Raw genomic sequence first — 25,420 nt, 5'->3', positions numbered from 1 at the left:
GGGGCAGCGCGACGCTTCAGGGTTTCACGCGTGTCGCGCGCCTTCCGGACACGGCGCTCCCCTCTCCCGACCCTCGCTGACGCGAGGCCCACCCTCCCCCGCAGAGGGGGGAGGGAGGCGTCGGCGGTGTAGGCGCCCAAAACCCTCACGCCGCGCTCGCCTCCGGGTGCGCCGCGTCCCACTCGCGCAGGGCCTGGGCGTCGCGGGGGGTGACGTCCGGGTAGTCCGGGTCGCCGCCCACCGTCGGGGTGACCCGCCAGGAGCGGACGCATTTGCGCCCCTCGGCCAGGGTCGGCACCACGGCCACGCCGCGCACCTCGTCGAGCCGGAACGCCTCCGCCGGGCCCTCACCGGCCTCCACCGTGATCGCGGAGGTGATGCAGGTGTCGGCGAAGTCGCAGCCCTCCAGGGCGGCGAGCAGCTCCGGGTCCGCAACGTAGACAGTCGGGGCCGCCTCCAGGCTCGCGCCGATGCGCTTGGCCGCGCGCTCGATCTCCAGGGCGCCGGTCACGGCCCGGCGCACCTTCCGGATTTTCTGCCAGCGCTCCGCCAGGGTGGGGTCGAGCCAGGCCGCAGGCGTCTCCGGCAGGGTCTGCAGGTGGACCGAGCCGTCGGCGGACGGGTAGCGGTCGAGCCAGGCCTCCTCCGCCGTGAAGGCGAGCACCGGCGCCAGCCAGACCACCACGCGGCGGAAGGTCTCGTCGATCACCTGTAGGGCCGCCCGGCGGGTCACCGACGAGATCGGGTCGCAGTACAGCGCGTCCTTACGCACGTCGAAGTAGAACGACGACAGGTCGCCGGTCATGAAGCCGTTGAGCAGGGCGACGACCCGTTTGGTGTCGTAGGTCGCGTAGGCCTCACGGATCTCGCCGTCGAGCTCGGCCAGCCGGTGCAGGATCAGCCGCTCCAGCTCCGGCATATTTTGGAACGCGACGTCATCCCCCTGGATCCGATGCGCCAGGGAGCCGAGCATCCAGCGCAGGGAGTTCCTGAGCTTCCGGTAGGTCTCCGCGAACGTCTTGATGATCTCCGGGCCGATCCGCAGGTCGTCGGTGTAGTCGGAGGCGGCGACCCACAGGCGCAGGATGTCGGCGCCCGAATCCTTGATGATGCTCTGCGGCGCGACGACGTTGCCCTTCGACTTCGACATCTTCAGGCCCTTGCCGTCGAGCACGAAGCCGTGGGTCAGGACGATGTCGTAGGGCGCCCGGCCGCGGGTGCCGGAGGATTCGAGCAGCGAGGACTGGAACCAGCCCCGGTGCTGGTCGGAGCCCTCCAGGTACATCACCCGGTCCTGGCCGCCGTCGCGGACGCGCCGCACGCCGGCGAGCGCCGGGAACGCCTCCGGATCGTCCAGCACGAAGGCATGGGTTGAGCCGGAATCGAACCAGACGTCGAGGACGTCCGTCACCTTCTCGTAGGCGGCCGGGTCGTGGTCCGGGGCCAGGAAGCGCTGCGCCGCGTCGTCCCGGAACCAGGCATCGGCGCCCTCTTCCTTGAAGGCGTCGCGGATCCGGGCGTTGACGCCTTCGTCCTTGAGGATCTCGCCGCTCTCCCGGTGGACGAACACGGTGATCGGCACGCCCCAGGCGCGCTGGCGCGAGACCACCCAGTCGGGCCGGTTGCCGACCATGCCGTTGATGCGGTTTTTTCCTTGGGGCGGCACCCACTGGGTCTCTTCGATGCTCTGGAGCGCGACCTCCCGCAGCGAGCGGTTGCCCAGGCTGTCCACCGGACGGTCCATGGCGATGAACCATTGCGGGGTGTTCCGAAAAATCACCGGCTTCTTGGAGCGCCAGGAATGCGGGTACTGGTGGCGCAGCACGCCGCGGGCGACCAGCGCCCCGACCTCGGTGAGCGCGGCGATGACCGCCTTGTTGGCGTCGCCCTTCTCGCCCTTGTCGGTGAGCACCCGGGTGCCCTCGAAGCCCGGCGCGGCCTTGGTCAGGGCGCCGTCCGCATCCACCGTGTAGGGGATCGCGGGGTCGATGCCGCGCTCCTGCAGCAGCCGGCCGCTGGACATCCAGAGATCGAAATCCTCGCGGCCGTGGCTTGGCGCCGTGTGGACGAAGCCGGTGCCGGATTCGTCGGTCACGTGGTCGCCGTCGAGCATCGGCACGGCGAAGTCGTAGCCGCGGCCGGCGAGCGGATGCGCCAGGGTGAGGCCGGACAGCGTCTCCGGCCGCACGTCGGCGACGCGCTCGAACGCCTCGACCCGGGCCGCCTTGAACACGGTGGCGGCCAGGCTGTCGGCCAGCAGGTAGGTCTGCCCGGGGGTCGCCCAGTTCTCGGCCGGCGCCTGCGTGACGCGGTAGAGCCCGTAGGCGATTTTTTTGGAGTACGCGACGGCGCGGTTGCCCGGCATGGTCCAGGGGGTGGTCGTCCAGATCACCACCCGGGCACTCTTGAGCGCGTCGTTGTTCGGATCGGTCGGCGCGGGACCTGGGACTATGTCTTCAGCCAGAACTGCGCCGCCAAGATCGCGGATCGGAAACGCACAAAAAATCGTGTCGCTGACATGCTCCTCGTACTCGACCTCGGCCTCGGCCAGCGCGGTCTTCTCGACCACCGACCACATCACCGGCTTGGAGCCGCGATAGAGCTGGCCGCTCATCGAGAACTTCATCAGCTCGTCGGCGATCACCGCCTCGGCCGGGTAGGCCATGGTCGCGTAGGGATGGTCCCAGTCGCCGGTGACGCCGAGGCGCTTGAACTCCGCCCGCTGGACGTCGAGCCAGTGGGCCGCGAAGGTCCGGCATTCCTGCCGGAACTCGATCACCGGCACGTCGTCCTTGTTGCGGCCCTTGGCGCGGTACTGCTCCTCGATCTTCCACTCGATCGGCAGGCCGTGGCAATCCCAGCCCGGGACGTAGTTGGCGTCGAGGCCGAGGGCGCCGGCCGAGCGCACCATCACGTCCTTCAGGATCTTGTTGAGCGCCGTGCCGATATGGATGTTGCCGTTGGCGTAGGGCGGCCCGTCGTGCAGCACGAAGCGCGGCCGGCCCGAAGCGGCGGCGCGGATCTTCCCGTAGAGGTCGATCGCGGCCCAGCGCTCCAGCAGCAGCGGCTCCCGGGTCGGCAGGCCGGCGCGCATCGGAAACTCGGTGCGCGGCAGGAACAGGGTCTTGGAATAGTCGCGGGCAGCCGCGGTCTCGGGGGTGGTCATCGGATCTCGCATCGGCGGTCGGGCCGGCGGCAATGGGCCGGCAAGGGCAGGGCGGGCGGCAGCAGGATCCCGGACTTCCGCGCGGCCTCGCCGAAGCGGGCACTCATTTACGCGGAGGCCGGGCCAATAATTCGAAGCCTGCGGCCCAGGCCGCGAAGAGCATGCGAAGCGAACATGACCCGTTCTCTAGCAGCGGCCCCTTCCCGATGCCAGCGGGCGGCCCTGCGATGCCTGATGAGACCTTTCGGCGCTTGAACCGTTGACCGGTACGTCCTCCGCGACGCGCACGTCGCGGAACTCGTCCCGAACGACGACCAGGAGTTGACCATGAAGAAGCTGATGATCGCCGCCCTCGCCCTCGCCCCGCTGGCCTTCGCGACCGGCGCCGAGGCCCAGGGCACGGCCAGGGGCGCCCAGCGCGGCGTCGAGGACGGCTCGGCTGCGGCCGGCCCGGTCGGCGGCGTCGTGGGCGGCGCGGTGGGCGCGGCCACCGGCACCGTCGGCGGCGTGCTCGGCACCGATCCGGATCCGGCCCGCCGCGCCCGCGAGAACCGCCGCGAGGAGCGCATGGACCGCCAGGAGCGCATGGGCCGCTAAAGCCCCGCCTCGGACATCGGTCGGTCGCCCTCAGGCGGCCGGCCTGTCCCGCCGGATCGTCTCCTGCGCCAGGAGATAGAGGCCGGAGCCGACCACGATCATGGCGCCGGCGACCGTCCAGCGGCTCGGCACGTCGCCGAACAGCAGGAAGCCCAGCGTCACGGACCACAGCAGCTGCGTATAGATGAACGGCGCCAGCACGTTGGCCGGCGCGCGGGCATGCGCCATCACCAGCAGCCAGTGCCCGAGCGTGCCGAACAGCGCGACCCCGATCAGCAACGCCCAATGGGTCAGGCTCGCCGGGTTCGTCCAGATCCAGGGCAGGAGCGGCGCCATCAGCGCCAAGCCCGCCAGCCCGGTGTAGAACATGGTGGTGGCGGTGGAATCGTAGGCCGCGAGCTTGCGCGTGATGATCGCGTAGAAGGCGTAGACCACGACGTTGGCCACGCACAGCAGGGCGGCCGGGTGCATCCCGCCGAGGCCCGGGCGGACGATCACCAGCACGCCCAGGAACCCGACGCCGATCGCGGCCATCCGGGCCCGCGACGACCATTCGCCGAGCAGTGGCCCGGCCAGCAGCGCCACCGTGAGCGGGGCGGCGAACTGGATCGAGATCGTCTCGGCAAGCTGCAGGTAGCGCAGGGCCAGGAAGTTCAGGGCCGTGGAGGCGAACAGCAGCAGCGAGCGCACGATCTGCAGCGTCAGCCGCCGGCTCTTCACCACCCCGGGCGTGCGCACCGGGTTGATGAACAGCGAGATCATCGCGACGCTGGCGGCGTAGCGCATGAAGGTGGTGACCAGCGGGTCGACCTCGGCCCGCGCCAGCGTCTTGGCGCAGGCGTCGAGGCTCGCGAAGAAGGCGACCGCGCCGCACATCAAGGCGATGCCGACGATCCGCCGGCGGTGCGCGAGGTCGGGTGACGGGACCGCACGCGCGGAGGCCCTGTCGTTGGCGACGGATGTCGCGACCTGCGTGCTCATGCCTGCTAAATCTCGGTGGAGGCCTGCTTATCTGCCACGCGTGCACCCGCGGCGGCACCCGCCGCCGCGCAGGGGAACCATGCAGCCGGCACGGCGTCGGGCGCCGATGCCGGGCTCAGCGCTTGGCCGCGACCTTGTCGGCGGCCGCCGTCTTCGTCGCCGTCTTGGCGACCTTGGCTTTCGCCGGGGCCGCTCCGGCGATCAGCGCGGCCAGATGCCCCTGGTCCAGGCCCGCGGCCGGAGCCGGCACGGGGGCCGGCGCGAGGGCGGCCGCGCTCGCGGGCCGGCGCGGCTCGATCGAGCCGGTCGCGGCTGGATCGGGCAAGCTGGCAAAGGCCGCGATCGGACTCGCGGGGGTGGATTCGCGCTGCACGCGCAACGTCCAATGGGCGGCGGTCGAGAGAGCGGCGATCCCGAGGATCGCCTTGATGCCGCCGGTGAGCAGGGCTCGCATGGTGGTCAGGCCCGAAAGAACGCGGTTACGCCGGACCGGATCCCGGCCCTATCGCATCATCGCGCGGGAGCGTGAACGAAGCTGCAACCGCCTGGCGTTGCATCGTCCCGGATCGGGGCAGGGCGCCGGATCGGGCGAGGCGTCGGATCGGGCTGCCCGGATGCCGCCGCGGGCACCTGTCGACGCCGATAGCGAACGGAAATCTTTGTGGGCCTTGCGCCGAGCCCGCGGTTCCTGTTCCCCGCGCTCCCGACACTCCTGCAGCGACTCGGCCCACTGAGCCTCACAGGATTGGTCCAGAGAACTGGTCCGAACCACCCCGTCACTGCCGGCCCCGCTACCATGCAGGCCCGAGCGGGCTCGCGAAACCTTCAGGCGCATCGGCCGCGGGAGACCGCCCGTGTAGAGAATGGCAGCCAAGCCGGCAACAGAGCGACGGCCGATTCGGCGCCCCCGCGGCGATCAGCGCGCCACAGCGGCCGCGGCGAAGCGCATCAGCGCGGCGATCTCGGTGTCCTCCGACCCCGCGGCCAGGCGCGCGTAAAGATCGGCAAAACCTGAAAACACCTGTCGCCCAGCCGCGTCCGGCCCGAGGAAATCGGCGATCTCGCCCATCTCGGGTGCCCAGCGATAGGCCTTCGGCGCCATGTCGGGCAGGGCCTTGGCGAACCGGGCGAGCAGCGCCGGCTCGTTCTCGGCGAGCTCGTCGAGCAGCGCGGCGCCGGCGCCGGCGCCGGCACGCTCGGCCGCCAGGACCATGAGGGCGGCCAGCGCCGTCAGGCCCTTGTTGAGGCCGGCATAGCTCATCTTGAGGCTGGAGGCCGCGCCGACCGGCCCGGGGCAGACGCGCAGGTCCAGCCCGAACGCGCGCAGGGCCATCGCCGGCGCGGTATCGTCCCCGGACACGTAGACGCGGGGCCCCGTGCTGCCGGGCTTCGGCGGCAGGCCCAGGATCGCCCCGTCGAGGAAGGGCGCGCCCGTCGCCGCAACGATCCCAGCGATGCGCCCGACCGTGTCCGGACTGACGGCGTTGGCGTCGATGTAGACCGGCTTGCGCCGCGCCGCCGTGAGTACGGAGGCGAGGCGGTGAGCCAAGGCCTCCGCGTCGGCGGGCGGCACGATCGACAGCAGGATGTCGGCGGCCGCGAGGTCGGCCAGATCGGCATCGACCAGGCCGGCGGCCTCGGCGCGTGCCCGGCTCGCCGCGCTGCGCCCCGCGAGCGCGGTCAGCACGCGGGCGCCGTGCTCGACCAGCCGCGCCCCGATGGCGCTGCCCATGGCGCCAGGGGCGATCACCGCGATGGTGGGCATGGGAGGCTCCGAAAATGCGCTGCCGGGACAATGGTAGCCGGCGCGCTCACGATGTCATCACGTGCTCCACGATCCGGGATCGCCTTTACGATCACACGGCACGCCGATAATCTTCCAAGCATGGCCCAACGTGCAGAGCATCCGCCCGAGCAGCCCAGGCATTGGCGCCTCCAGGACGCCAAGAGCCGGTTTGGCGAACTCGTTCGGCGAGTCAGGAGCGATGGCCCGCAGCATGTGACTGTCCAAGGCCGGGAGGCCGTCGTCGTGATCTCCGCTGAGGAGTTCCGTCGGCTCACCGGACCTGCGACGGGCCAGTCGCTCATCGATGCGCTGCAAGCCTCACCCCACCGGGACATCGATCTTGAGCCCGAATCTGTGGTGATGCCGGTTCGCGATGTCGGCTTGTGACTCGCTGGCTGCTCGATACCAACGTCCTGTCTGAGTTACGCCGTCCGCGACCCGAGCAGAGGGTCGTGGCCTTCGTCGCCGCCCAACTGCTCGACGCCCTCTTCGTGAGCTGCGTAACGCTCGCAGAACTCCGCTTCGGGATCGAGCGGCTCGCTGACGGAGCCCGTCGGACGGACCTGGCCGATTGGCTCGCGCACCGGCTCAGGCCGATGTTCGAGCGACGCATCTTGCCCCTCGACGAAGACGTGATCGTGCACTGGCGATTTCTGGTCGAAGAGGGCCGGCAACGCGGGCACACGTTCTCGCAGCCGGACCTGCTGATCGCCGCAACGGCCCTGGATGCAGGACTGACACTAGCCACGAGAAACACCTCGGACTTCGCGCAGACCGGCGTCCCGATCTTCAATCCATGGACCGACCCGCTCCCTTGAGTCTTGCGTAGGCGCGGGACTTACCGCAGCGAGCCGCAGAACCGCTGGATGCGCCGGCAGGCCTCCTCCAGCACGGCGTTGGAGGTGGCGTACGAAATGCGCAGGTTCGGGCCGAGCCCGAAGGCCGAGCCGTGCACGGCGGCCACGCCCTCGGCCTGGAGCAGCTCGGTGACGAAATCCTCGTCGGTCTCGATGGTCTTGCCGGATTCGGTCTTCTTGCCGATCAACGCCGCGCAGGACGGGTAGACGTAGAAGGCGCCCTCCGGCGTCGGGCAGGTCAGGCCGTTGGTCTGGTTGAGCATCGACACGACGAGGTCGCGCCGGCCCTGGAACGCCGCCCGGAACTTCGCCAGGTGGTCCTGGGGGCCGTCGAGGGCAGCCACGGCCGCCCATTGCGCGATCGTGCTCGCCCCGGAGGTCTGCTGGCCCTGGACGAAATCCATCGCCTTGATCAGCGTCTCCGGCCCGGCCGCGTAGCCGATCCGCCAGCCGGTCATGGCGTAGCCCTTCGAGACGCCGTTCATGGTCAGCGTGCGCGCGATCAGCTGCGGCTCGACCTGGGCCGGGGTGACGAAGGCGAAGTCGCCGTAGGTCAGGTGCTCGTAGATATCGTCGGTCAGGATGTGGACGTCGGGATAGCGCAGCAGCACGTCGGTGAGCGCCTTCATCTCGTCGCGCGTGTAGGCGGCCCCGGATGGGTTCGACGGCGAGTTGAGGACAATCCACTTGGTCTTGGGCGTCAGGACCCGGTCGAGCTCTTCGGCCTGAAGTTTGAAGCCGTGCTCCATGTCGGTGTCGGCGAAGACCGGCGTGCCGCCGCAGAGCCCGACCATCTCGGGGTAGGACACCCAGTAGGGGCGGGGGATCACCACCTCGTCGCCGGGGTTCAGGGTCGCCAGGAAGGCGTTGTAGAGCACCTGCTTGCCGCCGGTACCCACGATGGTCTGCGAGACCTTGTAGTCGAGCCCGTTCTCACGCTTGAACTTGCGCACGATCGCCTCGCGCAGGGGCGCGATGCCCGAGACCGGCGGGTAGCGGGTCTCGTTGCGGTGGATCGCCTCGATCGCGGCCTGCTTGATGTGGTCCGGCGTGTCGAAATCCGGCTCGCCCACCGACAGGCTGATGACGTCGACGCCGGAGGCCTTCAGGTCCCGGGCCTTCTGGGTCATCACGATGGTCGCGGACGGCTTCACCCGCGAGAGGACGTCGGCGAGGAGAGCCATGATGTGTCGATCTCCGTGAGGGCGAGGCGATCTCGGGCGCCCGCGATGCGGCCGGGACCCTAGGCCGACGGTGCGGTGCGGACAAGGCTGCGCGGCAGCCCGGTTTTCATGCTAGGATCGTGCCGATCCGAAGAGGCCGAGTGAAGAGGCCGAGTCATGCCACCCGCCGAGACGATCAGCGTCACGCTGCCTCCCGAAACGGTCCGCACCCTGCGCGAGCGCGTCGAGGCCGGCGAATACGCCTCGCTCGGCGAGGTTTTAGAGGACGCGGTGCAGGCTTGGCAGAGCCGGCGCCAGGAGGATGCCGAACGTCTCGACGCGATGCGCGCCCGAATCCGCCGCTCCCTCGACGACCCGCGGCCGCCGCTGAGCGTCGAGGAGGTCCGAGCTCACATCAAGGCCCTTCATGCCGAGACCGTGAAGGCCCACCGGAATGCGACGCCTTAGGATCGTCTTCCGTGCGGAAGCCGAGTTCGATCTGCTGCAGATCTACCGTTGGGTCTACGAGGCGAGCCGCAACCCGAGCGTTGCCGACCGGTTTCTGGACCGGCTCGTCAGCCGCTGTGAACGTGTCGGCGACGCACCCCATGGTGCTCGCCCGCGCGACGATTTGGAGCCCGGGTTGCGGACGGTATCGTTCGAACGATCCGCTGTGATCGCTTATCACGTCAAAGGCGATCGGGTGGAGATCGTCAACGTCTTCTACGGCGGCCGAGACTTCGAGACCCTGTTTCAGGGCGGGGATCAAGCAGGCGGGACGAACTGAGAGCGACCTGCGTCGCGTGCAGCACGGGCATCGGCCCCTCGACCGGCCCTCGCACCGGCCAGCCCGCCTCCCTATCTCCCAACCATGACACCGCTCTCCGTCCTCGACCTCTCCTTCGTCAGCGCCGATTCGACCCCGGCGCAGGCGCTGCACGACACGCTGGCGCTCGCGCGCCACGTCGACGGTCTCGGCTACCGGCGCTACTGGCTGGCCGAGCACCACGCCCTGCCCAACGTGGCGAGCCCGGCCCCCGAGATCATGATCGGCCAGATCGCCGCCGCGACCCGGGTGATCCGGGTTGGATCGGGCGGCATCATGCTGCCGAACCACGCACCGCTGATGGTGGCCGAGCGGTTCCGAGTGCTGGAGGCCCTGTTTCCGGGCCGGATCGACCTCGGCCTCGGGCGCGCGCCCGGCACCGACGGGCTCACCGCCCGGGCCTTGCGCCGCCGGGAGGCGCCCGGCGAGGGGGGCAACGACGACTTCCTCGACCGCCTGCAGGAGTTGCTGTTCTGGGACGGCGGCTTCCCGGAGGGGCACCCGTTCGGGAAGATCCAGGCGAGCCCGTCCGGCGTGCCGCTGCCGCCGATCTTCCTGCTCGGATCGTCCGACTACAGCGCCCAGCTCGCCGGCGACATCGGCTGCGGCTTCGGTTTCGCGCAGCACTTCTCCGGGATGCCGGCCGAGGCCCCGATGCTGGCCTATCGCCGCCTGTTCCGGCCGACGCGGCTGGGCACGCAGCCCCACGCGATCCTCGCGGTGGCGGCGATCTGCGCCGCCACCGACGCGGAGGCCGAGCGCCAGGCCGCGAGCGCCCGCCTGTCGACCCTGCGACGGGAGCGCGGCGAGTACCGGCCGCTGCCGAGCTTGGACGAAGCGCTCGCCTATCCGTATTCCGATGCCGAGCGGGCCCAGATCGAGCGCGGCCGCGACAAGCTGCATGTGGGCGGGCCGGAGACCCTGCGGGCGCGGCTCATGGACCTCGTGGCGCGGACGCAGGCCGACGAACTGATGATCGTCACGGCGATCCCCGACCAGGCGGCGCGGCACGACTCCTATACGCAGCTGGCGCAGGCCTGGGGGCTCGGCACGGTCTCGGAAGCGGCCTGACGGTCAGGAACCCCAATGGGCTAGCCCGATCCCAGGGCTTCGCCCTGGACCCTCAAAAGTCCCGGACCCTGTGGATCCGGGACCTTGGCTTCAGCGCCCCAACAGGCGGCCGAGGCGACCGAGCAGGCCGGGGGCCTTCTCGTCAGGCGGTGCAGCGGAGGCCGCTGGCGCAGCCTCGCCCTTGGGCGCCAGGACCAGCCCGAGCGCTGCGGTGTCGGTCGTCTCGCGGTCGATCAGGATCAGGCTGCCGGTCTCGCGGTTGGCCGCGTAGGCATCCACCGCCACCGGACGGTCGAGGCGCAGGGACACGTCCGCGATGTCGTTGGCGGTAAGGCGCTCGGCCGGGCCCGGCTTGCCGGTCTCGGGATCGATCCGGGAGAAGATCCGCTCGACGGTGGCGTTGACCGTGGCGGTGCCGATCTTGGCGAGCAGGCTCGCCCCCGGCGCCAGTTCGGTCTCGGCCGCCCAGAACAGACGGGCGTCGAAGCTCTCGGCGACCCGCAGGGGCGCGCCGGATGCCGCAATCACCTGCCCGCGGGAGGCGTCGATCTGGTCGGCCAGCACCAGGGTGACCGATTCGTCCTCGCCGGCCTCCGCAAGGTCGCCGTCGGCGGTGTAGACCCGCGCCACCGTCGAGGTCCGGCCGGAGGGCTGGATGGTGACGGCGTCGCCCGGGCGGACCCGGCCGCTGGCGATCCGCCCGCTGTAGCCACGGAACTCGGAATTCGGCCGGTTGACCCATTGGATCGCCATGCGGAACGGGGCGTTGAGCGCCTCCGCGTGCACCGGAACGGTCTCCAAGTAGTCGAGCAGCGTGCCGCCGGTGTGCCAGGGGGTGGCGATGCCGGGCTCCACGACGTTGTCGCCGTTCTTGGCCGAGAGCGGGATCGCCTTGATCTCGGCGAAGTTCAGATCGCGGGCAAACTCGGTGAAGCCCGAGCGGATCGCGTCGAACGTGTCCTGCGACCAGCCGACCAGGTCCATCTTGTTCACCGCCAGAACCACCCGGCGGATGCCCAGCATCGAGACCAGCAGGGCGTGGCGCCGGGTCTGGCGGATCAGGCCCTGCCGGGCGTCGACCAGGATCACCGCCACGTCCGCGGTCGAGGCGCCGGTGGCCATGTTGCGGGTGTACTGCTCGTGACCGGGGGTGTCGGCCACGATGAACGAGCGCTTGTCGGTGGAGAAGAACCGGTAGGCGACGTCGATGGTGATGCCCTGCTCGCGCTCGGCCTGGAGGCCGTCGACGAGCAGCGCCAGGTCCATCTCCTGCCCCTGCGTGCCGTGGCGGCGCGAGTCGCGCTGGAGCGCCGAGATCTGGTCGTCGAAGATCTGCTTGGTGTCGTGCAGCAGCCGGCCGATCAGGGTCGACTTGCCGTCATCCACCGAGCCGCAGGCGATGAAGCGCAGCACGGCCTTGCTCTGGTGGGCGGCCAGGAATGCCTGATAGGTGGCGGCACGGTCGCTGAACGCGGTGGGAGCCTGGTGCACGGTCATCAGAAATACCCCTCCTGCTTCTTGCGCTCCATGGCGCCCGCGCCGTCCTTGTCGATCACCCGGCCCTGGCGCTCCGAGGTGCGCGCCGCCAGCGTCTCGCCGACGATCTCGGGCAGCGTGGCCGCGTCGCTCTCCACCGCGCCGGTGAGCGGGTAGCAGCCGAGCGTCCGGAAGCGGACGAGGCGCTGCTGCGGAACCTCGCCGGGCTCCAGCGGCAGCCTGTCGTCGTCGACCATGATCAGCTGGCCGTCGCGCTCCACCACCGGGCGCTCGGCCGCGAAGTAGAGCGGCACGATCGGGATTTTTTCCTGCTCGATGTAGAGCCAGATATCGAGCTCGGTCCAGTTGGACAGCGGGAACACCCGCAGGGACTCGCCGCGCTTCTTCTTCAGGTTGTAGAGGTGCCAGGGCTCCGCGCGCTGGCGCTTGGGATCCCAGCGGTGCTGCGCGGTGCGCAAGGAGACGATCCGCTCCTTGGCCCGGCTCGCCTCCTCGTCGCGGCGGGCACCGCCGAAGGCCGCGTCGAACTTGTACGTGTCGAGCGCCTGACGGAGCGCCTGGGTCTTCATCACGTCGGTGTGGACCTCGGAGCCGTGGCTCACCGGCCCGATGCCGCGGGCGAGCCCGTCCGGGTTGGTGTGGACCAGGAGGTCGAGGCCGAGCTCCTTCACCCGGGCGTCGCGGAAGGCGATCATCTCGCGGAACTTCCACGTCGTGTCGACGTGGAGCAGCGGGAACGGCAGGGTGCCCGGCGCGAAGGCCTTGAGGGCCAGGTGCAGCAGCACTGAGGAATCCTTGCCGATCGAGTAGAGCATCACCGGGTTTTCGGCCTCGGCGACCGTCTCCCGGAAGATATGGATGCTCTCGGCCTCCAGCCGCTTCAGGTGGCTGAGGCGGTCGGCGGAGGCGGGGGCGCCCGTCGGCACCGCGGCGGCGAGGGCTGCGCTCATCGGGCGAACTCCGGCTGGCGGGTCTTCACGTCTGGGGTGCTCTCGAAGATGGCGGGCTCCTGGCCCGGCTGGATCGACGCGGAGGGCTGCCCGACATGCAGGCCGCACTCCTTCTTCTCTTCCTGCTCCCACCACCAGCGCCCGGCGCGCTCCGGCTCGCCGAGCTTCACGGCGCGGGTGCAGGGGGCGCAGCCGATCGACGGGAAGCCGCGATCGTGCAGGACGTTGTAGGGAATGAAGTTCTCGCGCACGAAGCTGTCGACCTGCGCCCGGGACCAGTCGGCCAGGGGGTTGAGCTTGATCAGTCCGCGGGCGGGATCGAACTCGGCGAGCGGCGTCTCGGCGCGGTTGGCCGACTGGCCGGCGCGCAGGCCGGTGAGCCAGCCGCTCGCGCCGTCGAGGGCGCGGCCGAGCGGCTCGACCTTGCGGAACCCGCAGCAGGCCTGCCGGGCCGCCACCGAGCGCCGGAAGCCGTTGATGCCCTCGTCGCGCACGAAGGCCTCCTCGGCGGTCCGCTCCGGCGCGTAGGCGCCGATCCGGATCCCGTAGGCCGATTCGGTCTCGGCCCAGGTGTCGTAGGCCTCCGGGAACAGCCGGCCGGTATCGAGGGTGACGATCTCGACGCGGCCCTTCGCCAGCCCGGCCATCGCCAGCCCGTGGGTCAGCGCCTGGTCCTCGACGCCGAGGCTCGTGGTGAACACGAGCCGGCCCGGGATCTCGGCGGCAATCAGGTGGAGGCGACCTGGCAGATCGAGCCCGGACAGCCGCTCGGACAGGGACTCGGCCATCGTTCGGTCCGGACGGGTCATCGCGACATGTCCTGAGGTTGGTGCGTGGGATAAGGGCGCGGATCACGCCGCACCCAGTTGTCGTCGGGTCGAAATGTTCGCTATAACGAACGAAGTCAAGGCGGCTCGGGGTGCTTGTCGGGCATATCCGGGTGGCCTGGCGTGCGGTGGCGCACCCCGTTCCTCCGCGCCCGAGACCCCGCACGACAAAAGATTCTTCTCGGCGGCCCTCAGAAACGCCTAAACTCCCCGCGCGCGGCCCAGCGTGGAAGGATCCCACGGAGACGACTTTGGACGCCATCGATCTCAAGATTCTCGCCTTGCTCCAGGCGGACGCGACCCTCTCCATCGCGGCGATCGGCGAGCGCGTCGGCCTGTCTCAGACGCCGTGCTGGAAGCGCATCCAGAAGCTGGAGGCCGACGGCGTGATCGACCGGCGGGTGGCGGTGCTCGACCCGGTCAAGCTCGGCCTCGGCCTCACCGTGTTCGTCTCGATCGAGACCGCGGACCACTCCCAGGAATGGCTGCAGCGCTTCGCTGCGACCATCTCGGCCATGCCGGAGGTGCTGGAATTCTACCGGATGGCCGGCGACGTGGATTATATGTTGCGCGTCGTGGTTGCCGACATGCAGGCCTATGACAGCTTCTACAAGCAGCTTATCGCGGTGCTGCCACTGAAGAACGTCACCTCGCGATTCGCCATGGAGAAGGTGAAGTCCACCACCGCCCTGCCGCTGCCGGCACCCCCGAAAACCGGCCGCCACCTCCCCGGCACCGGTCCGGTCCTCGCCGTGGTTGGAGAATGATCTTCTCTTTTATTGCGGCGCAACGAATGCAATATCCTAGTTCAGGCGCGTTCTGCAAAAAGAACGTTTTCGATTGACACCGGCCTCGTAGGCCACGACATGGTCCCCTGATGGCACGCCAGAATCTCCTTCCGCGCACTGCCCCGTTCGGCGACGGCGAGCGCGCCAGCCTCGATGCCGTGCTCGGCAGCGCGACGCCCGTACAGCGCGCGTGGCTCGCGGGCTTCCTGGCGGGCCTCGACGCCGCCGGAGGGCAGCCGGCCGCCATCCCGGCCGCCCCGCCCAAGGCCGCCGAGCCGCTGACGATCCTCTACGCCAGCGAATCGGGGAACTCCGAGGCGCTGGCCGGCAACGTCGCCAAGCTGGCGCGCAAGCAGGGGTTCAAGCCGAAGGTCGTAGACTTCTCCGACCTCGACCTGGCGAGCCTGCCCAAGGCCGGCAAGCTGATCGCCATCGCGGCGACCTGGGGCGAAGGCGAGCCGCCGGCGCGGGCCGTGCGGGCCTACGGCGAACTGATGGGGGAGGGCGCCCCGCGCATCGACGGCGTCCCCTTCGCCGTCCTGGCGCTGGGCGACACCTCGTATGTCGAGTTCTGCGCCATCGGGAAGGCGCTCGACGCGCGCTTCGAGGCGCTGGGCGGCCAGCGCGCCGCCGAGCGCGCCGACCTCGACCTCGACTTCGAGAAGCCGGCCGCCGACTGGATCAAGAACACCCTCAAGGCCCTCGCCCCGGCGGAGACACCCGACAACGTCGTGGCGGTGGATTTCGCCCGCACCGCCGCCGGCGAGGACGACGAGGCCGAGCCGAGCCGCGAGCCGCTGGTGGTCGAGGTCGTCGAGCACGTGAACCTCAACTCGTCGCGCTCCGACAAGGAGACGATCCACCTGGCGCTGGCCTTCGAGGACGGCGCGCCCGCCTACGAGCCCGGCGATTCGCTCGAGGTCTTCCCCGAGAACGATCCGCAGCTCGTGGACGAGATCCTGAATGCCGCGGGGCTTTCGGAAGACGACGCGCTACGCGGGGCGCTGCTCGCCGAGCGGGACATCACCACGCTGTCGGCCGCCACGATCGAGCGCTTCGCCAAGGCGACCGGCCACGCGGACGCGCAGAAACTGATCGACAGCGGCGAGGCCCGGGCCTGGATCGAGGGGCGGCACCTGATCGACCTGCTCGCGACCTTCCCGGCCACGCTGACGGCCGAGCACCTCAACACCATTACCCGGCCGCTGCCGCCCCGGGCCTACTCGATCGCGTCCTCGCGCAAGGAAGTGGGCGACGAGGTCCACCTCGCCATCGTGGCGGTCCGCTACGAGACCCACGGGCGGACCCGCTCGGGCGTGGCCTCCGTGCATGTGGCCGACCGGATCCGGGACGGCGCCAAGCTGCGGGTGCGGCTGAAGCCGAACCGGCACTTCCGCCTGCCGCAGGATCCGGCCACCGACATCATCATGGTCGGCCCCGGCACCGGCGTCGCCCCGTTCCGCGCCTTCGTGCAGGAGCGCCGCGCCATCGAGGCCCCCGGCCGCGCGTGGCTGTTCTTCGGCGACCGGCACTTCCTGCACGACTTCCTGTACCAGCTGGAATGGCAGGAGGCCCTGGAGGACGGTTCGCTGACGAAGATCGACGTCGCCTTCTCCCGCGACCAGCCGGAGAAGATCTACGTGCAGAACCGCATCACCCACCACGCGCAGGAGCTGGTCTCCTGGCTGGAGGGCGGCGCCCATTTCTACGTCTGCGGCGATGCCAAGAATATGGCCAAGGACGTCCGCGCCGCGGTTGTGCGGGCCTACGAAATCGCCAAATCCCTGAGCCCGGCCGACGCCGAGGCGCAGGTTGCGGCCCTGGAGCGCAGCCACCGCTACCAGCAGGACGTCTACTAGAGCGTATGCCGACGGAGCACGGGTAGATCTGGGTTTCCAAAGGGCATGTCGCGCTTTGGTGGGTTGTCAGGGCGGAGCCCTGATGGATCGGGGCCTAGCCCCACACCGCAGGGCTCCGCCCTGCACCCGCGAAAGGTCTCGGACCTTTTGAAGCCGGACTTTGGGACTATCCCGCCCGCATCGGGGGGCGGAGACGTAGTCGAGACTTTGGAAGTGATCTCATGGACGACCACAGCCCCCGCGACGACGCCGACACCCGGGCCCTGGCGCAGACCCCGGCCGCCCGCGTCTACGAGACTCCGCCCAAGGACCGGCCGATCACCGATGCCGAGGCGGCCCGCGCGGCCCAGCTCGCCGCCAACGAGCACATCAAGATCGCCAGCGGCTACCTCCGCGGCGGCCTCGCCGACGGCCTGCTGAAGCACGCCACCGGGGCGATCTCCGAGGATGACGGGCAGCTCGTGAAGTTCCACGGGATGTACATGCAGGACGACCGCGACCTGCGCCCGGAGCGGACCAAGAAGAAGCTCGACAAGGCCTACAGCTTCATGATCCGCCTGCGCATCGCCGGCGGCGTGATCAGCCCGAAGCAGTGGCTGGTTCTCGACGACATCGCGGTGACGTATGCGGGCAGCGCCCTGCGGGCGACCACGCGCCAGACCTTCCAGTATCACGGCGTGATCAAGTCGAACCTCAAGCGCACGATGGCGGCCATCGACGCGGCCCTGCTCGACACGATCGCGGCCTGCGGCGACGTGAACCGCAACGTCATGGCGGCGACCAACCCGGCTCAGGCGGGCGCCCACAAGGCCGCCCACACCCTCGCCAAGGACATCTCGGACAGCCTGCTGCCGAAGACCAGCGCCTGGCGGGAGATCTGGCTCGACGGCGAGCGCGTGGTCGGCGGCGAGGAGGAGGAGGTCGAGCCGGTCTACGGCCGCACCTACCTGCCGCGGAAGTTCAAGATCGTCGTGGCGGTGCCGCCCTCCAACGAGGTCGACATCTTCGCCCACGATCTCGGCTTCATCGCCATCCTGGACACGAAGAACCAGGTCACCGGCTGGAACGTCACCGTCGGCGGCGGCATGGGCATGACCCATGGCGAGCCCGAGACTTTCCCGCGCACCGCCGACGTGATGGGCTTCGTGCAGTCCGAGGACGCCATCAAGGTCGCCGAGGCCGTGATGACGGTCCAGCGCGACTGGGGCAACCGCAAGAACCGCAAGAACGCCCGGCTCAAGTACACGATCGAGCGCTACGGCCTGGCGGCCTTCCGGGCCGAGGTGGAGACCCGGATCGGCAAGGCGCTCGGCGAGCCGAAGCCCTTCACCTTCACCAACAACGGCGACCGCTTCGGCTGGACCGAGGGCGACGACGGCCGTCATCACCTGACCCTCTACGTACCCTCCGGCCGGATCAAGGATTACGAGGACGGCCCGCAATTCCTCACCGGCCTGCGCGCGATCGCCCAGGTGCACGAGGGCGATTTTCGCCTCACCGCCAACCAGAACGTGATCGTCGCCAACGTGCCGGCGGAGAAGCGCACCGAGATCGAGGCGCTGGTCGATCAGTACGGCATCACCAAGGGCGCGGGCGCGCTCCGGCGCAACTCCATCGCCTGCGTGGCGCTGCCGACCTGCGGCCTCGCGCTGGCCGAGAGCGAGCGCTACCTGCCGGATCTGATGACCGAGCTGGAGCAGAGCCTGGCCACGCACGGGCTCGCCGAGGAGGAGATCACGATCCGCTCCACCGGCTGCCCGAACGGCTGCGCCCGCCCGTTCATCGCCGAGATCGGCCTCGTCGGCCGGGGACCCGAGCGCTACCACCTCTATCTCGGCGCCGCCTTCGACGGCTCGCGCCTGAGCAAGCTCTACAAGGAGGACGTGGCGGCCTCGGACATCCGCGACACCCTGGATCCACTCTTCGCCGACTTCGCCAAGGGCCGGAACCCCGGCGAGCATTTCGGCGACTACCTGATCCGCGCCGGGCACGTCGCCCGGACGATCAACGGGCCGGATTTCCACGACCGGACCGGGGCCCTCAAGCCGGCCGGGCACGCCTGAACCCGGCGCGCCTCCCAGGGCCGGGGCAGCGCCCTTGGCCCCGGGAGGCGCGGCTCGCCTGAGACCGGCTGGCAGAGCCCCGGGCGCGGAGCCGAGTACCGAGTGTCGAGTGACGGGGCATCGCACCGGTCGGACGGCACGATACAACCATCCAGAAACCATACCGACCGACGGCCCGCCCATCCCAGCCTGCGAGAACGAACGTTCATTGACGCGAGAATGAACGTTCATTACGACGGTCAGGCACGCAGGAGTGAGCCATGGCTCTGTCGCTTGAAGGTCGCTGGTCGGATCTGGATGAGGACCGGTTCGACCCGTCCGGAACCGGCGCGGCGCGCCTCCTCGCGACGGTCCGGGCTTTCTGCACCCCGTCGAACCTCACCTTCGCCGCCGTTCTGGTTCTCGCCTGGATGGCGCTGATCAGCTGGACCGGCGCGGGTCCGAAGGGCTGGCAGGCGCGCCTGTGCGCCGACATGAGCCAGACCGCCCAGGCCTGTGCGGCCACCATCCCCGCGAAGGACCAGAGCCGCGTCGCCGCGGTCGCGCAGTTCGCCCCGTGAGCGTGCCGGCCGCCGCCGAGGCGCGCGGCGGCCAGGCCGCGCGGCGCGCGCACATCCTCGACGCCGCCGAAGCCTGCTTTGTGCGCAACGGCTTCCACCGCGCCACGATGCAGGACCTCGCCCGCGAGGCCGCGATGAGCCCGGGCAACTTCTACCGCTACTTCGAGTCCAAGGAGGCCCTGGTCGTCGGGCTGGTCGAGCGCGAGCGCGAGCGCGGCATCCAGCTCGTCGAAGAGATGGGGCACAGCGGCGACCCGCGCGCAGCCTTACTCGACCTCATCGCGCGGTACTTCGTGTCGATCACCCGGGAAGCCGCGGTGCTGCGCATGGAGATCTGGTCGGAAGCCACTCGCAACCCGGCCATCTCCGACCTGACCGCCCGGACCGAGGCGGAGACCCGGGACTGGTTCACCGAAACCTTCTCGGCGCTGGCCACCAGCCCGGATTGCGACCCGGAACGGCTCTACGGGCTGGTCGCCCCGCTGATGAAGGGGATCATCGTCGGCCGCGCGATCCTGCCCGATTACGATCCGGCCCCCGCGGTCGCCCAGCTCCACGCCTTGCTGGCGACCGGGCTCGACGGCCGCCTGCCGCGGGCCGCCCCGGGCACGCCGCGACCGGACCGCTGACCCTCATCGGCGGACGAAACCGCAGGAACCGCCGGACAGGCCCACCCGGATCCGCGCCGGCAGGTTCGCCGACGGCGAAGACGGCACATCCGAGGACGTATCGATCCGGAACGGGCCACCGGGCGCGCTCACGCTGCGCGGCTGCCGGCTCGCGGTGCTGCGCAGCGCGCAGGCCCGGATATCGGTGAGGCGCGTCGCGCCGGGCCAGCCGCGACGGGCGCTCCGGGCGGCCCCCGATCCGAACGGACGGCGGCGGGCGCGAAGGACTCGGACGAAGTGAGCGCGCGCCTGATTCGAAGAGGCCGACAGGCGCGCATGTCGATCTCCGTCCCAGCATGATCCGCATCAACGCCTGGACGTGTATCTTGCCCATTTGCGCACGTTTAAGTCTGCATAATCCGCAAGGTTTAAAACCATTCCAAAGGGATGTGTGACGCACCGGACACGTCCGGTGAGTTCCTGCGGCTCCGAGGCATTCAATTACAATCACGCATTGAATCAGGCTGGCAATCGTACGCACAGACCAGGGCGCCTCGACGCGATGATCTTCTTAAGAATGACTCGAAACTATGCCTCAAGGCCGATCGATCCGCGCCGTCGTCGCAACTTTGGACCGCAATTGCGCAACCAATAAGCGATACGGGCTGGTTTTTACTCTGCTTGCGGCATCGACGACTGTCGCCCACGCACAATCCAGCCCGGTCCAGGATGAGGTCGTCCTCTCGGAACTGAGCGTCACCGGCACGGGCCCCGCGGTCGAGCGGGCGGACGGGCCGGTCGTCGGCTATCGCGCCACGCGCTCGGCGACCGCGACCAAGACCGACACGCCTCTGCGGGACTCGCCGCAATCGATCACCGTCGTCCCGCGCCAGGTGATCACGGACCAGCAGGACCTGCGCCTGACCGATGCCGTCACCAATGTCAGCAACGTCACGCCCGGCAGCACCGTACAGGGCCGCTCGCAGAACTACGTCATCCGCGGTTTCGCCACGCAGCTCTTCGCCGTCGACGGCATCCTGACCAATCCGGCGATCAACTTCTATCCGGTGGAGCGCGACCTCGCGAATGCCGAACGGGTCGAGGTGATCAAGGGGCCGGCCTCGGTGCTGTTCGGTCGGGGCGACCCGGGCGGAGTCGTCAACATCGTCACCCGCAGGCCGACCCTGGAGCCGACCGCGGACGCGAGCGTCCAGGGCGGCAGCTTCGGCTTCCGGCGGTTCCAGGGCTCGGTTTCGAGCGCGATCCCGTCCATCGACGGGCTGGCCGCCCGCCTCACCGTCGCCGCGCAGGAGGACCCGACCTTCCGCAATATCGGGGACAACACCAACCGGCGCGTCTTCATCGCGCCGGCGCTGAGCTGGACGCCGAGCGCCGACACGAGGATCTACATCAACGCGGAGGCCACCAGCCAGCGCACCCAGTACGACGAGGGGCTCATCGCGTTCCGCGGACGCGTGCCGCTGGACAACATCCGCCGCTACTACGGCGAGCCGTCCTCGCGCTATTACGGCGAGGTCAACGGGATCACGATGCGGGCCGAACACGACGTCAACGAGAACCTGACGCTGCGGCAAGTCATCAACGGGCAATGGGGGGCGTTCAACCTGTTCACGGCCCGTGCCACCGGGGTGAACAACGCCGGGACCCAGGTCACGCGGCGCGACGCCTCGGTCGATTCGCATTTCGCAGCCGTGGATACGCAGACCGAAGCGGTGATGAAGTTCGACACGCTCGGATTCTCCCACACCGCCCTCGTGGGGTTCGAGTACACCAACGGCTTCCGCCACCCCTATTCCCAGCAGGGCACCTACACCCCGGTCAGCTTCCTCAACCCGGTCTTCGGCGGCACGCCCGGAGCTCTCTCGCTCCAGCAAGACCTGAAGCAGAGGCTCGAACTGTTCGGGTTCTACCTGCAGGACCAGATCGCACTCACGCCCCAGTTGCAGCTCGTGCTCGGCGCCCGGTTCGATCTCGGCACCCAATATTATTTCGCCCGCGTACCGGGCTCGAAGACCCAGCCGCCGGAGCAGGAGTTGTTCGGCGCCTCGCCGCGCGTCGGCCTGATCTATCGGCCGTTCGAGCCGCTGACGGTCTATGCCAGCTACGCCACGTCCTTCGCGCCGCAGACCGCGAACGTCCTCAACGTCGTCAACCCGGCGCCCGAGACGGGCGAGCAGCTCGAGGTCGGAACCCGCATCGACATCAGCCCCGACCTGACCCTGAGCGCGGCCGCCTTCCGGATCACCCGGGACAACGTCGCCGGCAACGACCCCGTCAACACCGGCTTCTCGGTGATCACCGGCCAGCAGCGTTCGGAGGGCGTCGAGGCGGACCTGGCCGGCGAGATCCTTCCGGGCTGGAAGGTCATCGGCGGCGTCGGCTATCTCGATGCGCGGATCACCAAGGACAGGGTCTTCGCGGTCGGCAACCGCCTCGTGGGCGCGCCGGCCTTCAGCGGCAGCGTGTGGACGACGTACGATGTCCAGGCCGGCTCCCTGCGCGGTCTCGGGCTCGGCATCGGCGTCACCCATGTCGGCCAGCGCTTCGGCGACCTCAACAACAGCTACAAGGTCGGGGCGTACAATCGGGTCGACGCAGCCGTGTACTACGACATCGACGCGCATTACCGGTTCGCGGTCAACATCCGGAACCTGACGAATGCACGCTACATCGAGCAGCCGTTCAATCAGTTCAACAACACCCCCGGCGCGCCCTTCACCGTACTGGCAACGATCACCGCGCGGATGTGAGGGAGACCGGCCGAAGTCAGGGCTCCAGAAGGTCCAAGACCTTGTGCGGGTCCAGGTCAGAGCCCTGAGGGCGGGCGAAGCCCGGCTGCCTCAGGGGGCCCGCCCCTGAACGCCGTCAAAGGGCTGAGCCCTTTGGGAATCCGGTCTTCTCGGGTCTACGATCGGCCGGTGCCGCCGACGGACTCGCGTCGGGGAGTCGCTTCGCGGATGGGCACCGTGGCGCGGACCGGCGCGCGCCGGCGGGCCGCCGCGCGCCGCAGGATGTAGAGGGTCAGGCCGGTGGCGGCGAAGCCCGGCATTGCCAGCGCGGCCACGCAGAACAGCAGGGCGAACAGGTCGCCGAAGAACCGGCCGCGATGCACCTCCAGGATGGACTGGAGGATCTGGCGGCCAAGCGGCGTGCCGGCGGCGTGCTCGGCCGACAGGAAGGCGCCCGTGGCGGCGTCGTAGCGCGCCTCGCTGCGGGCGCTGAGGGACACGACACCCCGGGGCAGCCAGCGGATGCGGATCGCCGCCGTGTCGGCCCCCGGCAGCGTCAGGGTCACGAGGCCGGCCTCGTGACCCTCTCCGGTCCGGAACGCCGTCCAGGCACGGTCGACGGCGTCGGGCCGGGAGTCCGGCACGGGAGAAGCCTCCCGGTGACCGGCCATGCGGGCCGGCTTCGCCCGCTCCGGTGTCCCGGCGAGCAGCCAGGTGGCGCCGTCCTTGAACGCCGGGTAGGACCAGGTCAGGCCGCTGAGCGCGATGACCAGGTAGACCGGCGTCAGCCAGGTCCCGGCCACGGCGTGCAGGGACCACCAGCGCGGCCGGCCCGGCCGCGACAGGCTCGGCTTCAGCCAGATCCGCCAGCGATGGATCTTGGGCCAGCGCAGGTAGAGGCCGGTGGCCAGGAACACGATCAGCGCCAGGGTGCAGGCGCCCGTGATGGTCCGGCCCCAGCCCTTGGACCCGCCGGGGATCAGCAGCCAGCGGTGCAGGTCCCGCACCGTCGCGAAGGCCGCCTCCAGCCGGACGGGGCCCAGCACCGCACCGTCATAGGGATCGGCATAGGCCGAGGGCGGCCGCGCCCGGGTCTCCGGGTCGCGGGCGAAGCGCACGAACACGCTCGCGTTCGGGTCGTCCGACAGGGTGAGGACGTTCACGATTCGGCCACCCGCCTGCGCGTCGATCCGGGCGGCGAGGGCGGTGGGGGCGAGCGGCACCCGATCCGCCGCCTCGACCCGCGTCCGGTCGCGGTTGGCGAAGGCGGTGATCGCCTCCTCGTAGCTCATCAGCGCGCCGGTCAGGCCCATCAGCGCGAGCACGAACCCCGCGGTGAGGCCGAGCGCCCAGTGCACGCGGAACAGGACGGCCCGGGGGGTGGGAATCGGCAGCGGCTTCACGATGCCGGCTGCCTAGCAGAGTCCGGCCGCGCTTGCGACGCCGCGCCGCGCATGCCTGGGCTCAGGTGATCGGCGCCGGGTTGAACAGGGTCAGATCGTTGAACAGGCCCCAATGGTCGGACCAGGGCCGCTTGCGCCCGCTCGCCACGTCCAGGATCAGGTGGAACAGCTCCCAGCCGACCTGCTCGATCGTGGCCTCGCCGGTGGCGATCCGGCCGGCATCGAGGTCGATCAGGTCGGACCAGCGCTCGGCCAGCTCCGTCCGGGTGGCGACCTTGATCACCGGGGCCTGAGCGAGACCGTAGGGCGTACCGCGGCCGGTGGAGAACACCTGCAGGGTGATCCCCGAGGCGAGCTGGAGCGTGCCGCAGACGAAGTCGCTGGCCGGGGTCGCGGCGAAGATCAGGCCCTTCTCGCGGACCCGCTCGCCCGGCGCCAGCACCCCGGCGATCGCACCGGTGCCGGACTTGGCGACCGAGCCCAGGGCCTTCTCGACGATGTTGTTGAGGCCGCCCTTCTTGTTGCCGGGCGACGGGTTGGCCCGGCGGTCGGCCTCGCCCTTGGCGAGATAGGCATCGTACCAGGCCATTTCGCGGATCAGGGCCTGGGCCACCTCCGGGTTCTTCGCCCGGGGGGTCAGGAGGTGGATCGCGTCCCGGACCTCCGTGACCTCGGAGAACAACACGGTGCCGCCGCAGGCCACGATCAGGTCGGCGCAGTAGCCGAGCGCCGGGTTGGCGGTGACGCCCGAGAAGGCGTCGCTGCCGCCGCATTGCAGGCCGACCACGAGTTCGGAGGCCGGGCAGGTCTCGCGAGTGCGCCGGTTCAGCACCTCCAGGCGGGTTTCCGCCATCGCCATAATGCTGTCGAGCATCGCGGAGAAACCCCGGTGGCGCTCGTCCTGGAGCCGGACCACCCCGTCCCCGGCGCCGCCGCCGTCGGGCAGCAGGCGCTCCGAGACGAGCTTCTCGCAGCCCAGCCCCACGACCATGACCGCACCGCCGAAATTCGGGTTCTGCGCGAGGCTCTGGAGGGTCCGGATCGGCACCACCGCCTCGGGGGCGTTGATGGCGACGCCGCAGCCATAGGCGTGGGTAAGGCCAACCACGTCGTCGACGTTGGGGAAGCGCGGCAGCAGCTCCTGCTTGATCCGCCGGATCGCCACGTCGAGGGTGCCGGCGACGCATTGCACGCTGATCGAGATCGCCAGGATGTTCTTGGTGCCCACCGACCCGTCCGGGTTGCGGTAGCCCTCGAAGGTGTAGCCCTCGAGCGGGGGCAGGGGCGCCGGCACCCGGGTCGCCAGCTCCAAGGCGTCGAGGGCGGGGGCGACCGGGGTCGCGACCCGGGATTCCTCGACCCAGGCGCCCCGCGGGATCGCTTGCGTGGCGATGCCGACCACCTCGCCGTAACGGCGCACCGCGCCGCCCTCCGGAATGTCGGACAGCGCCACCTTGTGGCCCTGCGGGACGAACTCGACGAGCGCGAGCCCGTCCGGGAACACCGTGCCGGCCGGCAGCCCGAAGGCGTTGACCACGATCGCGACGTTGTCGTGCTCGCTCAGCCGGATCGTGCGCGGCGCGTCCCCGGCCGGGCGCTCGAGGTCCGGGCGATCCTGCGTCGGGCGATTCTGGGTCGCGCTGTCGATCTCGGCCTGCATCGGACGCT

At 70.0% G+C, this 25,420-nt stretch carries 22 protein-coding genes; 12 read left to right on the top strand and 10 right to left on the bottom strand.

Annotated elements, in window-relative coordinates; translation table 11 throughout:
* Nucleotides 1-145: 145 nt before the first annotated feature.
* A complete protein-coding gene (gene ileS, locus FV242_RS19265; RefSeq protein WP_147940029.1) occupies nucleotides 146-3,166 on the bottom strand; it encodes an isoleucine--tRNA ligase in 3,021 nt (1,006 codons plus the stop codon).
* 327 nt (nucleotides 3,167-3,493) lie between these two features.
* Between ileS and FV242_RS19260 the strand changes: the two genes are divergently transcribed.
* On the top strand, nucleotides 3,494-3,763 hold the full coding sequence (locus FV242_RS19260) for a hypothetical protein (RefSeq protein ID WP_147908398.1): 270 nt from the start codon (nucleotides 3,494-3,496) through the stop codon (nucleotides 3,761-3,763).
* Between the two features lie 30 nt (nucleotides 3,764-3,793).
* Here the strand turns inward: FV242_RS19260 and FV242_RS19255 are convergent, their stop codons facing one another.
* From FV242_RS19255 to FV242_RS19245, 3 genes are all read right to left on the bottom strand, one after another.
* Nucleotides 3,794-4,744, bottom strand: coding sequence for a DMT family transporter (locus FV242_RS19255; RefSeq protein ID WP_147940028.1), 951 nt, complete (start codon nucleotides 4,742-4,744; stop codon nucleotides 3,794-3,796).
* Between the two features lie 115 nt (nucleotides 4,745-4,859).
* Complete coding sequence (locus tag FV242_RS19250; protein ID WP_147908400.1) at nucleotides 4,860-5,198, bottom strand: hypothetical protein; 339 nt, start codon at nucleotides 5,196-5,198, stop codon at nucleotides 4,860-4,862.
* A gap of 462 nt (nucleotides 5,199-5,660) precedes the next feature.
* Nucleotides 5,661-6,509 carry an NAD(P)-dependent oxidoreductase gene (locus FV242_RS19245; protein ID WP_147940027.1) on the bottom strand — a complete coding sequence of 283 codons (849 nt, stop codon included), beginning with the start codon at nucleotides 6,507-6,509 and terminating at the stop codon, nucleotides 5,661-5,663.
* Nucleotides 6,510-6,629: 120 nt separating this feature from the next.
* Between FV242_RS19245 and FV242_RS19240 the strand changes: the two genes are divergently transcribed.
* Entirely contained in the window at nucleotides 6,630-6,917 is a 288-nt protein-coding gene (locus tag FV242_RS19240; RefSeq protein ID WP_147898009.1) for a type II toxin-antitoxin system Phd/YefM family antitoxin, read from the top strand.
* A complete protein-coding gene (locus tag FV242_RS19235) occupies nucleotides 6,914-7,348 on the top strand; it encodes a type II toxin-antitoxin system VapC family toxin (protein WP_147940026.1) in 435 nt (144 codons plus the stop codon). The genes FV242_RS19240 and FV242_RS19235 overlap by 4 nt, the downstream gene beginning before the upstream one ends.
* A gap of 20 nt (nucleotides 7,349-7,368) precedes the next feature.
* Here the strand turns inward: FV242_RS19235 and FV242_RS19230 are convergent, their stop codons facing one another.
* Complete coding sequence (locus tag FV242_RS19230; protein WP_147908402.1) at nucleotides 7,369-8,571, bottom strand: pyridoxal phosphate-dependent aminotransferase; 1,203 nt, start codon at nucleotides 8,569-8,571, stop codon at nucleotides 7,369-7,371.
* A 156-nt stretch (nucleotides 8,572-8,727) separates the two neighbouring features.
* Between FV242_RS19230 and FV242_RS19225 the strand changes: the two genes are divergently transcribed.
* The 3 genes from FV242_RS19225 (at nucleotide 8,728) to FV242_RS19215 (ending at nucleotide 10,447) form a co-directional block, all read left to right on the top strand.
* Nucleotides 8,728-9,018, top strand: coding sequence for a ribbon-helix-helix protein, CopG family (locus FV242_RS19225; RefSeq protein ID WP_147908403.1), 291 nt, complete (start codon nucleotides 8,728-8,730; stop codon nucleotides 9,016-9,018).
* Complete coding sequence (locus FV242_RS19220; RefSeq protein WP_147940025.1) at nucleotides 9,005-9,337, top strand: type II toxin-antitoxin system RelE/ParE family toxin; 333 nt, start codon at nucleotides 9,005-9,007, stop codon at nucleotides 9,335-9,337. Before FV242_RS19225 ends, FV242_RS19220 begins: the two co-directional genes overlap by 14 nt.
* Before the next feature lie 84 nt (nucleotides 9,338-9,421).
* On the top strand, nucleotides 9,422-10,447 hold the full coding sequence (locus FV242_RS19215; protein WP_147940024.1) for an LLM class flavin-dependent oxidoreductase: 1,026 nt from the start codon (nucleotides 9,422-9,424) through the stop codon (nucleotides 10,445-10,447).
* A gap of 90 nt (nucleotides 10,448-10,537) precedes the next feature.
* Here FV242_RS19215 and cysN read toward each other — a convergent pair whose 3' ends face one another.
* Genes cysN through FV242_RS19200 form a run of 3 tightly spaced genes read right to left on the bottom strand, consistent with a single transcriptional unit; the run spans nucleotide 10,538 to nucleotide 13,703 of the window.
* Nucleotides 10,538-11,944, bottom strand: a complete 1,407-nt coding sequence (gene cysN / locus FV242_RS19210) for a sulfate adenylyltransferase subunit CysN (RefSeq protein ID WP_147940023.1) — start codon at nucleotides 11,942-11,944, stop codon at nucleotides 10,538-10,540.
* Nucleotides 11,944-12,894 carry a sulfate adenylyltransferase subunit CysD gene (cysD, locus tag FV242_RS19205; protein ID WP_147908407.1) on the bottom strand — a complete coding sequence of 317 codons (951 nt, stop codon included), beginning with the start codon at nucleotides 12,892-12,894 and terminating at the stop codon, nucleotides 11,944-11,946. Before cysD ends, cysN begins: the two co-directional genes overlap by 1 nt.
* Entirely contained in the window at nucleotides 12,891-13,703 is an 813-nt protein-coding gene (locus FV242_RS19200) for a phosphoadenylyl-sulfate reductase (RefSeq protein ID WP_147908408.1), read from the bottom strand. Before FV242_RS19200 ends, cysD begins: the two co-directional genes overlap by 4 nt.
* 269 nt (nucleotides 13,704-13,972) lie before the next feature.
* On the opposite strand from FV242_RS19200, the gene FV242_RS19195 reads away from it, so the two are divergent.
* From FV242_RS19195 to FV242_RS19170, 6 genes are all read left to right on the top strand, one after another.
* Nucleotides 13,973-14,488, top strand: a complete 516-nt coding sequence (locus tag FV242_RS19195; RefSeq protein ID WP_147857649.1) for an Lrp/AsnC family transcriptional regulator — start codon at nucleotides 13,973-13,975, stop codon at nucleotides 14,486-14,488.
* A 110-nt stretch (nucleotides 14,489-14,598) separates the two neighbouring features.
* Nucleotides 14,599-16,368 carry a sulfite reductase flavoprotein subunit alpha gene (locus tag FV242_RS19190; RefSeq protein WP_147908409.1) on the top strand — a complete coding sequence of 590 codons (1,770 nt, stop codon included), beginning with the start codon at nucleotides 14,599-14,601 and terminating at the stop codon, nucleotides 16,366-16,368.
* A 221-nt stretch (nucleotides 16,369-16,589) separates the two neighbouring features.
* Complete coding sequence (locus FV242_RS19185; RefSeq protein WP_147940022.1) at nucleotides 16,590-18,431, top strand: NADPH-dependent assimilatory sulfite reductase hemoprotein subunit; 1,842 nt, start codon at nucleotides 16,590-16,592, stop codon at nucleotides 18,429-18,431.
* A gap of 260 nt (nucleotides 18,432-18,691) precedes the next feature.
* The gene (locus FV242_RS19180; protein WP_147908411.1) at nucleotides 18,692-18,991 is read left to right on the top strand and encodes a hypothetical protein; all 300 of its coding nucleotides are present in this window, start codon (nucleotides 18,692-18,694) and stop codon (nucleotides 18,989-18,991) included.
* Nucleotides 18,988-19,620, top strand: a complete 633-nt coding sequence (locus tag FV242_RS19175) for a TetR/AcrR family transcriptional regulator (protein ID WP_147908412.1) — start codon at nucleotides 18,988-18,990, stop codon at nucleotides 19,618-19,620. Before FV242_RS19180 ends, FV242_RS19175 begins: the two co-directional genes overlap by 4 nt.
* A gap of 569 nt (nucleotides 19,621-20,189) precedes the next feature.
* Nucleotides 20,190-22,370: a TonB-dependent siderophore receptor gene (locus FV242_RS19170; RefSeq protein WP_246692780.1), complete on the top strand. Its 2,181-nt coding sequence runs from the start codon at nucleotides 20,190-20,192 to the stop codon at nucleotides 22,368-22,370.
* A 155-nt stretch (nucleotides 22,371-22,525) separates the two neighbouring features.
* Here FV242_RS19170 and FV242_RS19165 read toward each other — a convergent pair whose 3' ends face one another.
* Nucleotides 22,526-23,752, bottom strand: a complete 1,227-nt coding sequence (locus FV242_RS19165) for a PepSY domain-containing protein (RefSeq protein ID WP_246692779.1) — start codon at nucleotides 23,750-23,752, stop codon at nucleotides 22,526-22,528.
* 61 nt (nucleotides 23,753-23,813) lie between these two features.
* A complete protein-coding gene (garD, locus tag FV242_RS19160; RefSeq protein ID WP_246692778.1) occupies nucleotides 23,814-25,412 on the bottom strand; it encodes a galactarate dehydratase in 1,599 nt (532 codons plus the stop codon).
* Nucleotides 25,413-25,420: the final 8 nt, after the last annotated feature.

Source organism: Methylobacterium sp. WL64 (assembly GCF_008039945.1).
GTDB lineage: Bacteria > Pseudomonadota > Alphaproteobacteria > Rhizobiales > Beijerinckiaceae > Methylobacterium.
Note: the sequence above shows the minus strand (reverse complement) of the source record. Positions and strands in the feature narration are given on the sequence as shown.

Coding starts and splice junctions, on each gene's coding strand:
- ileS (WP_147940029.1), bottom strand. CDS start 3,166: ATGACCACCCCCGAGACCGCGGCTGCCCGCGACTATTCCAAGACCCTG.
- FV242_RS19260 (WP_147908398.1), top strand. CDS start 3,494: ATGAAGAAGCTGATGATCGCCGCCCTCGCCCTCGCCCCGCTGGCCTTC.
- FV242_RS19255 (WP_147940028.1), bottom strand. CDS start 4,744: ATGAGCACGCAGGTCGCGACATCCGTCGCCAACGACAGGGCCTCCGCG.
- FV242_RS19250 (WP_147908400.1), bottom strand. CDS start 5,198: ATGCGAGCCCTGCTCACCGGCGGCATCAAGGCGATCCTCGGGATCGCC.
- FV242_RS19245 (WP_147940027.1), bottom strand. CDS start 6,509: ATGCCCACCATCGCGGTGATCGCCCCTGGCGCCATGGGCAGCGCCATC.
- FV242_RS19240 (WP_147898009.1), top strand. CDS start 6,630: ATGGCCCAACGTGCAGAGCATCCGCCCGAGCAGCCCAGGCATTGGCGC.
- FV242_RS19230 (WP_147908402.1), bottom strand. CDS start 8,571: ATGGCTCTCCTCGCCGACGTCCTCTCGCGGGTGAAGCCGTCCGCGACC.
- FV242_RS19225 (WP_147908403.1), top strand. CDS start 8,728: ATGCCACCCGCCGAGACGATCAGCGTCACGCTGCCTCCCGAAACGGTC.
- FV242_RS19220 (WP_147940025.1), top strand. CDS start 9,005: ATGCGACGCCTTAGGATCGTCTTCCGTGCGGAAGCCGAGTTCGATCTG.
- FV242_RS19215 (WP_147940024.1), top strand. CDS start 9,422: ATGACACCGCTCTCCGTCCTCGACCTCTCCTTCGTCAGCGCCGATTCG.
- cysN (WP_147940023.1), bottom strand. CDS start 11,944: ATGACCGTGCACCAGGCTCCCACCGCGTTCAGCGACCGTGCCGCCACC.
- cysD (WP_147908407.1), bottom strand. CDS start 12,894: ATGAGCGCAGCCCTCGCCGCCGCGGTGCCGACGGGCGCCCCCGCCTCC.
- FV242_RS19200 (WP_147908408.1), bottom strand. CDS start 13,703: ATGACCCGTCCGGACCGAACGATGGCCGAGTCCCTGTCCGAGCGGCTG.
- FV242_RS19190 (WP_147908409.1), top strand. CDS start 14,599: ATGGCACGCCAGAATCTCCTTCCGCGCACTGCCCCGTTCGGCGACGGC.
- FV242_RS19185 (WP_147940022.1), top strand. CDS start 16,590: ATGGACGACCACAGCCCCCGCGACGACGCCGACACCCGGGCCCTGGCG.
- FV242_RS19180 (WP_147908411.1), top strand. CDS start 18,692: ATGGCTCTGTCGCTTGAAGGTCGCTGGTCGGATCTGGATGAGGACCGG.
- FV242_RS19170 (WP_246692780.1), top strand. CDS start 20,190: ATGCCTCAAGGCCGATCGATCCGCGCCGTCGTCGCAACTTTGGACCGC.
- garD (WP_246692778.1), bottom strand. CDS start 25,412: ATGCAGGCCGAGATCGACAGCGCGACCCAGAATCGCCCGACGCAGGAT.